Source organism: Aeribacillus sp. FSL K6-2833 (genome assembly GCF_037965815.1).
GTDB lineage: Bacteria > Bacillota > Bacilli > Bacillales > Aeribacillaceae > Aeribacillus > Aeribacillus composti.
This window is the reverse complement of the sequence record NZ_CP150189.1, coordinates 3,548,039-3,561,327: the sequence shown is the minus strand read 5'-3', so window position 1 is coordinate 3,561,327 and position 13,289 is coordinate 3,548,039. Positions and strand designations below refer to the sequence as shown.

Annotated in this window: 11 protein-coding genes; 9 read left to right on the top strand and 2 right to left on the bottom strand. The window is 38.7% G+C overall.

Features of this window, described 5'->3' with window-relative positions:
• Nucleotides 1–137: 137 nt before the first annotated feature.
• The 9 genes from NSQ94_RS17135 (at nucleotide 138) to NSQ94_RS17095 (ending at nucleotide 9,852) form a co-directional block, all read left to right on the top strand.
• A complete protein-coding gene (locus NSQ94_RS17135; protein ID WP_339198506.1) occupies nucleotides 138–1,136 on the top strand; it encodes a Gfo/Idh/MocA family oxidoreductase in 999 nt (332 codons plus the stop codon).
• Nucleotides 1,137–1,149: 13 nt separating this feature from the next.
• Nucleotides 1,150–2,169: an inositol 2-dehydrogenase gene (gene iolG, locus NSQ94_RS17130; RefSeq protein ID WP_339229741.1), complete on the top strand. Its 1,020-nt coding sequence runs from the start codon at nucleotides 1,150–1,152 to the stop codon at nucleotides 2,167–2,169.
• Between the two features lie 102 nt (nucleotides 2,170–2,271).
• A complete protein-coding gene (locus tag NSQ94_RS17125) occupies nucleotides 2,272–3,756 on the top strand; it encodes a sugar ABC transporter ATP-binding protein (protein WP_063387651.1) in 1,485 nt (494 codons plus the stop codon).
• On the top strand, nucleotides 3,756–4,748 hold the full coding sequence (locus NSQ94_RS17120) for an ABC transporter permease (RefSeq protein WP_063387628.1): 993 nt from the start codon (nucleotides 3,756–3,758) through the stop codon (nucleotides 4,746–4,748). The genes NSQ94_RS17125 and NSQ94_RS17120 overlap by 1 nt, the downstream gene beginning before the upstream one ends.
• Before the next feature lie 61 nt (nucleotides 4,749–4,809).
• Nucleotides 4,810–5,796 (top strand): sugar ABC transporter substrate-binding protein, encoded by a 987-nt coding sequence (locus NSQ94_RS17115; protein WP_339229739.1) that lies wholly within the window; start codon nucleotides 4,810–4,812, stop codon nucleotides 5,794–5,796.
• A gap of 210 nt (nucleotides 5,797–6,006) precedes the next feature.
• Complete coding sequence (gene iolG / locus NSQ94_RS17110) at nucleotides 6,007–7,005, top strand: inositol 2-dehydrogenase (RefSeq protein ID WP_339229737.1); 999 nt, start codon at nucleotides 6,007–6,009, stop codon at nucleotides 7,003–7,005.
• A 117-nt stretch (nucleotides 7,006–7,122) separates the two neighbouring features.
• Nucleotides 7,123–7,989, top strand: coding sequence for a class II fructose-bisphosphate aldolase (locus NSQ94_RS17105; protein ID WP_063387626.1), 867 nt, complete (start codon nucleotides 7,123–7,125; stop codon nucleotides 7,987–7,989).
• Nucleotides 7,990–8,767: 778 nt separating this feature from the next.
• Nucleotides 8,768–9,280 (top strand): DUF3231 family protein, encoded by a 513-nt coding sequence (locus tag NSQ94_RS17100; protein ID WP_311066814.1) that lies wholly within the window; start codon nucleotides 8,768–8,770, stop codon nucleotides 9,278–9,280.
• 329 nt (nucleotides 9,281–9,609) lie between these two features.
• Complete coding sequence (locus NSQ94_RS17095) at nucleotides 9,610–9,852, top strand: WGxxGxxG family protein (RefSeq protein WP_130158037.1); 243 nt, start codon at nucleotides 9,610–9,612, stop codon at nucleotides 9,850–9,852.
• 699 nt (nucleotides 9,853–10,551) lie between these two features.
• Here NSQ94_RS17095 and NSQ94_RS17090 read toward each other — a convergent pair.
• Both NSQ94_RS17090 and NSQ94_RS17085 read right to left on the bottom strand, forming a co-directional pair.
• Nucleotides 10,552–11,856, bottom strand: a complete 1,305-nt coding sequence (locus tag NSQ94_RS17090; RefSeq protein WP_339229735.1) for a (Fe-S)-binding protein — start codon at nucleotides 11,854–11,856, stop codon at nucleotides 10,552–10,554.
• A 1-nt stretch (nucleotide 11,857) separates the two neighbouring features.
• Nucleotides 11,858–13,267 (bottom strand): FAD-linked oxidase C-terminal domain-containing protein, encoded by a 1,410-nt coding sequence (locus tag NSQ94_RS17085; protein WP_339229733.1) that lies wholly within the window; start codon nucleotides 13,265–13,267, stop codon nucleotides 11,858–11,860.
• Between the last annotated feature and the right edge of the window lie 22 nt (nucleotides 13,268–13,289).

The window sequence follows — 13,289 nt, the reverse complement described above, 5'->3', positions numbered from 1 at the left end:
CAAACAACAGTTTCGCTCTTTAAAAAAATGTCACCCGTTAATCGAAACAATCGATTCGTAACTTTGATTGTAATGGGATGGTGGGCGGTCATGATTTTACCTTTGCCGTTCAGAAAATTTTGTGAAAGGTGATCAAAATGGAAAAAGTAAAGTGGGGAATTATGAGTGCAGCTAATATTGCTTACGAGCAGCTTCTTCCTGCCCTGAGACAATCCTCTCGTTCCGAAGTTGTAGCGATTGCGAGCAGAAGCAAAGAAAAAGTCGCCCGATTCAATATTCCAAAGGTTTATAGTGATTACGATCAATTGTTAGAAGATGAATCGATAGATGTAGTTTATATTCCTCTTCCAAATGCCCTGCACGCCGAATGGGCAATAAAAGCTGCACAGAAGGGAAAGCATATTTTAGTAGAAAAGCCTGCAGCTGTTAGTACGAAAGAATTATTGAAGGTAAAGGAAGCTGTAGAGCAAAACAACGTAATTTTTATGGAAGCCTTTATGTATCAATTCCATAAACAACATGCACGTGTAAAGGATTTATTGGCTTCGGGGATGATCGGAAGCATATTGCATGTAAAATCACATTTTTCTTGGAGTTTGCAAGACCGGGATGATATTCGTTTAAACCCCGCATTAGGCGGAGGAGCTATGTGGGATGTCGGGTGTTACGGAGTTCATGCGATGAGCCAGATCATCGGAATAAAACCAGAGAAAGTTGTTATGTTGGGGGAAGTTGACCCTGAACATAAAGTGGATATGTTATCAACTTGTATTTTTGTAGATGAGTTTGGAAGAACAGCCGAAATTACCGCCAGCATGAAGCTGCCATTTATTAATCGGTATGAAATTATAGGAGAGCGCGGAACCATTTTAGTAGATTCCTCTTTTCGGCCTGATGTGTCATCAGATCAAAAGGGCAAAGTAATTGTAAAAGATGACAATAACGAAATAATACTGTTTGAAACATATAAAGATAATCAGTATTTCAATCAAGTGGAGCATGTAAATGATTGCATTATCAACGGAAAACAACCAGTTTATGGAATCCGAAATTCTATTCAAGTTATTCATTATATAGAAAAAGGTTATGAATCTTTGCGCAATCAATCCGTAGTAGCAAGTCTAAATAAATTTTAGGAAGGTAATGAAAATGAACAGAAAAATTCGCTGTGCAGTGATCGGGCTGGGACGTCTTGGATATTGGCATGCCGTAAACGTTAAGACAAAAATCCAATCCGCTGAACTAGTATACATTTGTGATAGAAATGAAGAGCTTGCCAAAAAAGTTTCCATAGAATTAGATGTTCCTAACTTCACTACAAATCCAAGTGATATTTTTTCCAATGATCGGATTGAGGCTGTTATCATTGCTTCTCCTACGAGTACGCATTTTGAACTGTTGAAGGAAGCAGCTTTTAGCAATAAAGCAGTTTTTGTTGAAAAACCGCTTGTCAGCAATTTAGACGAAGCGAAAGAAATTTTTGAAATAATGAAGCGGCATAACACAATTTGTCAGGTCGGCTTTATGAGACGGTTCGATCCAGCATACGCTGAAGCCAAAAAAAGAATTTTAAGAGGAGATATCGGAAAACCAATTTATTTTCGGGGAATTTCCCGAGATCCGGCATCGCCTCCTGAAGAATTTATAAAAAATAGCGGCGGTATATTTATTGATATGGCCATTCATGATTTTGACATTGCAAGGTATTTAATGGAATCAGACATTGAAGCAGTATCAGCTCACGGCAAAGTTTTAAAATATCCGTTTATGTCCAAATATCAAGATGTGGATCAATCTCTCTGTTATTTAGAATTTGAATCGGGAGCCGTTGGTGACGTTGAATCCAGCAGAAATGCCCATTATGGCTATGATATACGTGCGGAAGTAATAGGTACGGAAGGAACGATTTTTATTGGCGGCTTGCGTCAACATAACATTCAAGTTTTGACCAGTTCTGGCGCAGTTCATGATATTGTTCAAGATTTTCCGACCAGATTTAAAGACGCCTATTATCTTGAACTGGAAGACTTTTTCAATGCTTTACTAGAGGGGTATCAACCTAAAGTAACTGTTGAAGATGGAGTAAAAGCTCAAGAAATTGCTGTTGCGGCACAAGAATCGTTCTTTAAGCAAGAAAAAGTTTCCTTGAACACATCTAAAATATTATGATTTTGTCTTCAGAATAGCTGTTGATTCTCTTGATAGATTGGTTCCTATACGCAGAGAAAGGAGGAAAAAACATTGGCTAGTGCTGAAGGAAGCTTACTGGTGATGAAGGGCATTAAAAAAAGCTTTTCAAATAATCATGTTTTGAAGGGCATTGATTTTGAAGTGAAACCTGGGGAAGTTCATGTGCTGTTAGGTGAAAATGGGGCTGGTAAATCAACGTTGATTAAAATTTTGACGGGAGCCTATCAAAAAGATGAAGGAGAAATTTATTGGGAAGGCCAGCCGGTTCAAATCAGCTCACCTTTGGATGCCATGCAGCTTGGGATAGCAACGATATACCAAGAACTAAACGTGATTCCAGAGCTGAAAGTCTATGAAAATATATTTTTAGGCCGGGAAATTAAAGGGAATGGAAAGTTTTCATTTATCAACCACAAACAAATGAAAGAAAGCGCGAAGCAATTTTTGCAGATGCTTGGACAAGATCCAGCTATTGCAGAACAGCCGCTCGGTTACTTAGGAATAGGTCAGCAGCAGCTAGTCGAAATTGCGAAAGCTCTTACTTTAGATGCGAAATTAATTATCATGGACGAACCAACAGCGAGTTTGAGCCAGTCGGAGGTAGAACAGTTATATAAAACGGTTGAACAATTAAAAGAAAAAGGAATTGCTATCATATTTATTTCTCATAGACTTGAAGAAATTAAACGAATTGGCGATCGAATCACTATTTTAAGAGACGGCTTTAAAATCGATACACTTCCAGTAAAGACAACGAGCACGGATCATTGGATTGAACTAATGGTAGGTAGAACTCTTGAAGAAAAATATCCAAAACAAACCTTTACGTTAGGGGAAGAAGGCTTTCGAGTCGAAGATTTAAAAGTTAGCGGCTTTAAAGAACCTGTCAGCTTTAGTATTCGCCGCGGCGAAATTGTCGGTATTTCCGGGCTTGTTGGTGCCGGCAGAACGGAGCTGGCAAGAGCCATTTTTGGTGCAGATAAAAAGGAAAAAGGGAAGATCTATGTTGACGGAAAATTAGTCGACATTAAATCACCTAGGGATGCCATCTCTGCCGGAATAGCCTTTATTACAGAGGATAGAAAAAGTGAAGGATTGCTGCTGGATCAACCGTTATACATGAACATTGTCCTTGCTAATATGGATAACTTTAGAAAAAAGAGCAAATTAATAGATTTGAAAAAAATTAAGCAGGGAGCCATGGACTATGTAAAAGAATTGAAAATCCGCCCGGGAAATATTGAACTGAATGCAAGAAAGCTGAGCGGAGGAAACCAGCAAAAAGTCGTTATAGCCAAATGGCTTTGTACAAAAGCGAAAGTCTTTATATTTGATGAACCGACACGGGGAATCGACGTTGGCGCTAAAGTGGAAGTATATCGGTTGATGAATCAATTAGTTGAAAATGGAGCCATCGTTTTAATGATTTCGTCTGATTTGCCGGAAATTTTAGGAATGTGCGATCGCGTACTGGTGATGTCTGAAGGAAAAATAACAGCAGACTTTCCTATAAATGAAGCTTCGCAAGAGAAGATCATGAAAGCGGCTACAGGAGGGAGTAATTGATGAGAGAGTTAGCGGTGAACAGCTCGGAAACGAATGTTGAAAAGAAATCTGTCAAGCATTATCTTAGTAAGTTTGGCGCTCTGATCGGGCTTATCATTTTATGTACAGTTCTCACGATTCTATCGGATAAGTTTTTAACCATCAACAACATCATGAATATCGCCAGACAGTCATCCATTAATGCATTGTTGGCTTTAGGGATGCTCTTGCCGATTTTGACTGCAGGTATCGACTTATCGGTCGGATCCATTTTAGCTATCTCAATCATGTTAATGGGGATTGTTTCCGTTAATATGGGCATGCATCCCATTTTAGGAATTCTTGTTTGCTTATTAGTAGGATGTTTTTTTGGGTGGCTAAACGGAATATTGCTGACAAAGCTTAAATTGCCTCATCCGTTTATTTCTACTCTTGGAACAATGAACATAGCACGTGGTTTAGCGCTGATTGTAACAGCAGCTGCACCAATTGCCGGATTTCCGTATTTAATTCAATTTTTGGGGAGAGAATTTGTTGGTCCAATTCCTGTGAGCTTTTTGCTAGTTATCGTGATGTATATCATTTTCCATATATTTTTAACTAGAACAAAAACCGGAAGATATATTTATGCAATTGGAGGAAATAAAGAAGCAGCTCATTTATCTGGAATCAATGTTGATCGTGTTCTTGTCATTGTTTATACGATCAGTGGTTTTATGGCATCGCTGGCAGGATTAGTTATGGTAGGAAGAGTAAATTCTGCCTTCCCGCTAGCAGGTTTATCATATGAATTGGATGCCATTGCAGCGGTAATTATTGGCGGAGCAAGCTTTTTTGGTGGAGTTGGAACAGTTTGGGGAACTCTGATAGGAGCTTTAATTATTGCTGTGTTGAGAAATGGCCTTAACTTATTGAATGTTTCAGCCGATTTTCAAATGGCAGTCATAGGATTTGTTATTATAGCGGCTGTTTATGTAGATGTGATTAGACAGAGAAAAAGCAAGAAAGACTAACTTTTTAAAAAATAGTGTTAATATTTAAAAATTTATTTATAAATTCAAGGGGGATGATTTTATGAAAAAATGGGTGAAATCTTTAGGTGTTGTAGCAATGGCTGCTAGCATGATTATTGCATCCGGATGTGGGGGTGAAAAATCTTCAGGGGGAAGTAGTGAGAAAGAAGGCAACGATTTAGAAGGAAAAACAATATCAGTCGTTTTAAAAACGTTAAGCAGCCCATATTGGAAATATGTAGAGGCTGGTGCGAAAGCAGCTGGAAAAGAATTGGGTGTTGAAGTAAATGTTGTAGGACCAGCTTCAGAGTCTCAAGTGATCGAACAAGTAAATATGATTGAGGACCAAATCAATCAATCGCCGGGGGCATTAGTTGTTTCGCCAACTCAGCCTTCAACTGTTGTTCCATCACTAGAACAGGCTACACAACAGGGCATTCCTGTATTGCTCATTGATACAGACGCAGAACTGAAAGATAAAACAACATTTATTGGAACAGAAAACTTCACAGCTGGTCAGGAAGCTGGAAAATTGCTTGCATCAATGTTGAATAAAGGGGATGAAGTAGCTCTTATTAGCGGTGCTCTTGGGAACACTGCAACAGATGAGCGTATAAAAGGAGCCAAAAAAGCTTTAGAAGATGCTGGGATGAAAGTAGTAGCTGAACAACCGGCAGATAGTGATAAATCAAAAGCGATGTCAGTAATGGAGAATATATTACAGAACAATAAAAATATTAAAGGTGTATTTGCTGCAAACGATGATATGGCACTTGGAGTGCTCCGGGCAGTTGAAGCTAAAGGATTGAAAATCCCGGTCATTGGCACAGACGGTACAGTTGAAGCTGTCGAATCGATTATAGCCGGAAAATTAGCTGGAACAATTGCTCAAAGCCCTTATGACATGGGATATTTAGGAGTTGAAAATGCAATTAAAGCTATAAAAGGTGAAAAAGTTGAAAAAAGAATTGACAGCGGCATTGATGTCATCACAAAAGAAAATGCGCAAGAAAAATTAGAATTCTTGAAAAGCATTACGAAAGAATAAATTTTTGTTAACTGATGAAAAGATGGTTGTTCGCAACAACAAGTCTGTCGGACACGTAAAAGCATTAAATAGCTCGAGCTTCTTTAGCTCGAGCTCATTAATATAATGATCCTTTATTTACTTAAATAAAAAACTTTTAATGATGAGCAAGCAGATTTCATCATGCCAAATGATGGTCATTTTCTTGGTGAAAATGGAGGAGATCGGAACATGATAAACATTGGAATTATTGGAGCAGGGAGAATCGGGCGGCTGCATGCAGAAAACATGCAGCATATACCAAATGTAAAGATTAAAGGAATATCGGATGTAATGATTGCTCAAATGGAAGATTGGGCAAAAGAAAAGAACATTTCAATAGTTACGGATAATTATGAGGATCTTTTACGTGATCCGGAAATCCATGCCATTTTTGTTTGCTCTCCAACTACTACGCATGCCGAAATTATTAAAAAGGCTGCGGCGGCCGGTAAGCATATCTTTTGTGAAAAACCGGTTAGTTTTTCAGTTGAAGAAACAGTAGAGGTAATTAATGAAGTTGAAAAGGCTGGCGTCAAATTTCAAGTAGGATTTAACAGACGCTTTGATCCGAATTTTAAAAGGCTACACGATCTTGTTCAACAAGGACAAATTGGAACACCTCATATTTTAAAAATTACTTCAAGGGATCCAAAACCGCCAACCATTGATTACGTGCGGACTTCAGGCGGTTTATTTATGGATATGATGATCCACGATTTCGATATGGCTCGTTATATTGTAAACAGTGAAGTAGTTGAAGTTTTTGCTCAAGGAGCCGTTTTAATAGATTCAGAAATTGGCAAAGCCGGTGATATCGACACGGCAGTTGTAACACTAAAATTTGAAAATGGTGCATTAGGTGTCATTGATAATAGCAGACAGGCCGTTTATGGATATGATCAGAGAGTAGAAATTTTTGGAGATAAAGGGGCGGCAACTGCTGATAATTGCCGGCAGACAACAGTTGAATTATCAACATCTGACCATGTTGTGAAGGATAAACCGCTCTATTTCTTTCTTGAACGTTATTCTGAAGCCTATATTGAAGAAGTTAAGCAATTTGTTCATGCTTGCATGGATAATGAATCTGTTTTGTGCAGTGGATTTGATGGCTTGCAAGCACAAAGAATTGCCAAAGCTGCGCAAGAGTCATTTGAAAAAGGAGTACCGGTGAAAGTCGAGTTTTAACAAACCATTTAAGAAAAAAATTCGTTGTTTTTCATTGAAGATCTTGTATAGAAAACGTAATAGCAAGTACAGATTTTCCCTAGAAAATAGTCGGTATAGGAAAAGGATGATGAATAAATGCCTTTAGTGACAATGCGAGAGATATTCGCAAGTGCGGAAGAGGACAATTTTGGAATCGGCGCATTTAGTGTTGCAAATATGGAAATGGTTATGGGGGCGATCCAAGCGGCAGAGGAATTACGATCGCCCATTATATTGCAAATTGCTGAAGTTCGTTTGAAGCATTCTCCGCTTCATTTAATCGGCCCATTAATGGTTGAAGCTGCGAAACAATCTGTTGTCCCAGTAGCGGTTCATTTTGATCACGGTTTAACTTATGAAAAAATTAAGCAGGCACTTGATATCGGCTTTACATCTGTCATGTATGATGGATCACATTTACCTTTAAAAGAAAATATAGAAAAGACAAAAGAAATTGTTAAACTGGCGAACTTCTACGGTGCAACCGTTGAAGCTGAGATTGGAAGAGTCGGAGGAAGCGAAGATGGGTCAGAAGATATCGAAATAACTATTACAGGGGTTGAAGAAGCTGAGAAATTTGCGGAAGAAACAAAAGTAGATGCATTAGCAATTGCAATCGGGAACGCCCACGGCGTATATAAAGGTGAACCAAATTTGCGGTTTGACCGTTTGAAGGAAATTGATGAGCGAGTTGAAATACCGCTTGTATTGCACGGTGGATCGGGAATCGAAGAGAATGATTTTAAAGAATGCATTAAGTTAGGAATTAGAAAAATTAATGTTGCTACTTCAACCTTCAACAATGTTATCAATCATATAAATAAAAATGTCCAATCTTCTTGCTATACAGATTATTTTGTGTTTCATCAAGATGTTATCCGTGCCGCATATGAAAATGTCAAATACCATATTGAGATTTTCGGAAGCTCCAATCGAATAGAAAAATTGATGCAAAAAATATAGTTTTCTGTACGCTTATTCCCAAAAGATTTATTCCTGCCGGGGAATCGAAAAGCTCATCCAAGAAAATATGGAGAAACTGGCGGCTTTTTCTTTACCCATGCTGAAAACAGTCACAGGATATGGCAGTGAAGAAAACTATATGCAGTTGGTGTTGAGAAAGAGCCTCGATTTGATTTTCTGATTTCTTATGGCACCTACGTACAAGAACAACACACAAATACAAAAAGACATCAAAATTGCGAAAAACTGGACGTATTGTGAGCAAGATAATTGTTTTATCTGCCCAAATGGAAGGAAAGTTGCGTTAAAAAAATACCAAAACAAAAAGGACCCGTCTGGTTATGAATAAAGCTTCAAAATCTATGAATGTGAAGACTGTCGTCATTGCCCTCTAAAATCAAAATGCACGAAAGTGAAAGGGAACTGTAAAATTATTACAATAAAAGGATATGTAGGGTGCATGTAATAAAATTTGACCACTTTTTTGAGAACTGGTCTATAGAATAAGTGAGGACTACTTCCTTACTAAGAAGAAAGGAGGTAGTCCTTTTTTGTAGTCAAATTTCCTATCGAAAAGTACTGTTAGAAGGATTGAAAATTTAACTAAATTTGATGATCTAATCAATGCATTACACAAACTTCTTTGTTCATCCTTCGTACAAAATTCCAATAACATAATAAGTTTTTTAAAACTTCACTTTCCTTTGCATAATTGTATTTCAATCAATCCATATTATCTAAAGAATGGTGATATATGAATTTTGTTAGGAGGTTTATTATGGGAATTTTAAGCGGTAATCCAAAAGAAGAGCCAATGCACTACGGAGAAATATTTGGCGTATGGTCGTATTTACAAACGGCTAAAGGATTTGTTGCCGGATATCAAACATTGCTCAACCACACAGGCGATAAGGATTTAAAACGTTTTATAGAGGATAGCATCGAAAACGTTTTAAAACCGGAAATACAAGAAATAGAAAACTTGTTAAAAGAAAATGGAATAGCACTTCCGCCATCACCCCCAGAACGGCCAAAAGCATGTTTGGAAGATATTCCAGTTGGTGCGAGATTTGCCGACCCGGAAATAGCTGCAATGCTTAGCAAAGATATTTCTGCTGGTTTAGTGGCATGCAGTACAATTATAGGAGAGTGCATCAGGGAAGATATTGCTTTAATGTTTGGTCAATTTCACGTAAAAAAAGCGCAATATGGTGCTAAATTGCTTAGAATAAACAAAGAAAAAGGCTGGCTAGTTCCACCGCCGCTCAACGTGAAAAGTTCGGATTGCTAAATATGGAAAAGCTTGCGATGCCGCAAGCTTTTACTTTTTAAAAATCGTCTTTTGTATGCCAACCATTCATCACGTTTGTGGAATAACAGTAAATCCCCAATCCCTGCCTTAAAACATTTGATAATAGCTCCCCTTCTTTTATAGAAGATATATACCTTGTAATTGCATTCATTTCTCTTTTTTTACCATCTATTTTTTCTTTAACGCACTCGTTTATTGAATTGAATAGGTTTAAAAATGACGCCCTAAACGGCTTCTATATCTAAAGAATAATTGTTCTTTTGATGGACATATTAAATGTTAACAATTATTAAAAGGAGGTGAAAACCATGTTAAAAAAAATTCTCCATTCATTTTGCGCTCTATCAGTTGCGTTGATGCTTTTTGGGATAGTTGCCTACGCTGAAAATGACAGCATAGACGTCAATAACAACACAAACAAAATTACTCAAATGGCTCAAAATACAGATGTTGATAATAGTGATGATAATGAAGATACAGATTGGGGATGGATTGGTTTAGTTGGTCTTGCAGGACTGTTAGGGTTAAGAAGAAATGACAGAAGAGATTAGACCCAATATATTTATTAAAAATCAATAAATGTGTTTTTTTTTTTTTTTTTTTTTTTTGATCTTTTTTAAATATTTTGAGAAATAAAAATTGGTCCGGTTTAGTTTGTTACCAAACTAGGGATTCTTTGGCTGAGAATGGCAATATCAAGGTGTTTATGACTTCGTAATTAATCGTACTTGGCTGTTCTCGGATATGCGGAATTTACAAACCTATATGAATAAACAGAAACATTAATAAAACGTCATATAAAGCTTCATGTTCTTACTTTTACAGACAGATTCTCTATGCCAATACGAAAAACGTTGCTCTGAAACATCGTCCAATTCAATGTAACTGGACACATTTTGGAGATTTTCAGCGTGAAGAAAATCCGATTGTATTAGCGGATCGAATTTTTTTTCGGCTGACTTGATTACATCGGCTAACAATCAAAAGGGTTATTTGAACTTGAGGCTGGCTATAATCTTTCCTTTCCATCCGTGTGTCGGAGCAGGTAAAATAGATGATCGATGGAAATTATCGAAAAAAGAATGAAGGTGGAAGAAGTTGATTAAAAAGGAATTAAATGATAAGTGAAAACTTTTAAAAAACGCACCTGAAAAAAAGATGGAAGTTTTCCTTTCAGGTGCGGAATGTCATTTTTAATGCTTCCATCAAATGTACAATAAACACGTATCCATCATAAGTGTAAGCAAAATTTATGAAATTCCGGCAGCTTCGGCCAAATATTCGACTAGATGCAATGCCCGCACAGAATCAGACAGTTTTTCGCGTTCGATACCAAGCTTCATCTGTATGAGACATCCTGGGTTGGTCGTAATCACGACTGATGCTCCGGTCGCTTTCGTATGCTTCATTTTCTCATCAAGGATGTCCATTGAGGCATCATAGTTAATAATATTATAGATTCCTGCTGAACCGCAGCACATGTTTGCTTGCTCCATCTCAACAAAATTAATTCCTGAAATACTTTTTAGAAGGTTTAAAGGCTCCTCAGTCACTTTTTGAACATTGGTCATATGACACGAAGGCTGATATGTGACTCGTTCTTCCGGATTTGACCGAAGATTAGGCAGTCCGCCGCAAGCGACTAGCACTTGGCTGATATCTCTTGATTTTGCAGTGAACGCAGCCGCTCTATCAGCCCATTCTGGATCATCTGCGAGCAGGTGGTCATATTCATGCAGCATAGCTCCGCATCCTCCGGCATTATTCACAATAAAATCAACGTTCTCTTGTTCAAATGCGGCGATGTTTTGTTTTGCGAGACGCTTGGCTTCCTCTATTTCACCAGAGTGCGCATGCAGTGCGCCGCAGCATGTCTGAATAGGGATGACAATGACATCACAACCCGCTTCTGCAAGCAGCTGTACAGACAACCGGTTGATGCGATGGAACATAGCATCCATGATACATCCGGTGAAAAATGCAACTGTATATTTTTTTTCACCTTTTGCTTTCGCTTTGGAAGGAGCTTGTTTACGCTCTGCTGGTGAAACTGCCTGAGACATTGTCGCTTCGAATTCACCTAAATGATAAGGCAGCTTTTTCATAATACCAGTTTTGCGCATCGCTTTTTGCAATCCGCTTTTCTCATAAAGCCAAAACGTATTGCCGATCACATTCATGGCTGTTTTACTAGGGAATACGTTCTGAAACATTGTCTTTCTCAGCAGACGAACAGGAGCTTTAAATTTCTTGCGTTTCACAAGTGCAGCCCTTGCTGATTCAAGGATGGAACCATATTCCACTCCAGTCGGACAAGCCGTTTCACAAGCCCGGCATCCAAGGCATAAATCCAGCGGCTCTTCAAGCACTGATAGATCCGTGATTTTTCCTTCGCCAACCATTTTGACTAAATTAATACGTCCGCGCGGTGAATGTGTTTCTATTCGCGTAGTTACATATGTCGGGCAGACGGGCAGACAATAACCGCACTGTACACAGCTGTTCGTTTTATTATATTGAAATTCTTCCCTTAGTTCTTCAAGAGATTCTTTCATGTTAACTCAACTCCAATTTCTGCCCCTTTTCGGGGAAAATTTTTCCTGGATTCATGATGTTATTTGGATCCCAAACTTTTTTAATCCGCTTCATCATATCCAGACCGACTGGTCCTAATTCCATTTCCATAAAAGGAGCCTTCATAGTTCCGATGCCGTGTTCGCCTGAAAGCGTTCCGCCAAGTTCAACTGCTGCTGTGAAAATTTCAGCGACAGCTTGTTCTACGCGGCGCATTTCTTCTTTGTCGTTTTTGTCGCAAATAATGTTTGGATGCAGGTTGCCATCACCTGCGTGACCGAATACGACGAGGTGAATATTATATTTATCTCGAATTTCCTGCAATCTTGCGCACATTTGAGGTATTTTGCTTCGTGGTACGGTGGCATCTTCTGAAATTTTGGTCGGTTTTATACGTACGATAGCCGGAGATACCAGCTTTCGAGCTTTCCAGATCTCCGCTTTTTCCGCTTCATTTTTTGGAATGCGAACAGCTCTTGCTCCGACAAGATAACATAGTTCCGCTGCTTGTTTGATCTCATCCTTTAAAGCTAAAGGATGGCCGTCGAGCTCAATGAGAATAATCGCTTCTGCATCTACAGGTAGCCCTAAAGGCTCGTAATTTTCGACCGCCACAATCGAAGCTTGATCCATTAACTCCATTTTGGCAGGCAAAATACCTGACGATAAAATTTTTGAAATGGCGCTTCCCGCATCAACAAGGCTGTCAAATACCGCCATAATGGTTTCGGAAGCGGGCGGCTTTGGAAGAAGGCGCAAAATTGCTTTTGTAATGATGCCTAAGGTTCCTTCTGATCCGACAATGAGTTTTGTTAAATCATAACCGGTTACATTTTTTACAGTGCGTCCGCCAGTATGAATGATTTCACCCTCAGGAGTGATAACCTCCAAACCAATCACATAATCTTTCGTTACTCCGTATTTTAATCCTCTTGGACCTCCAGAGTTCTCAGCTAAATTTCCACCAATAGTAGACACATGTGAACTGCTTGGATCTGGAGGATACATTAATCCTTTTTTCTCGGCTGCTTTGTGAATATCCGCTGTTAATACTCCCGGGGATACAACGGCGATTAAGTCTTCTTCATGAATTTCAAGTACATCATCTAATACCGATAAATCCAATACCATACCGCCTTTGACAGGCAGCGGGCCGCCGCTTAATGATGTGGCCTGACCGCGAGGATAAACTGGGATCTTCTCGCGATTGGCAAGCTTCACAAGGGATGCTAATTCTTCCACGCTCTTTGTTTGAATGACCACATCCGGCAGAAATGTTCCGAAAGAGCCGTCAAATGAATAGCTGAAACGGTCGCTCTCATCAGTGAGTACTTTACCGGTTTTAACTATTGATTTAATCTCTTCAATATGACTCGGTGTAACTACCTTCATATGAATCTCTCACTTTCCAATT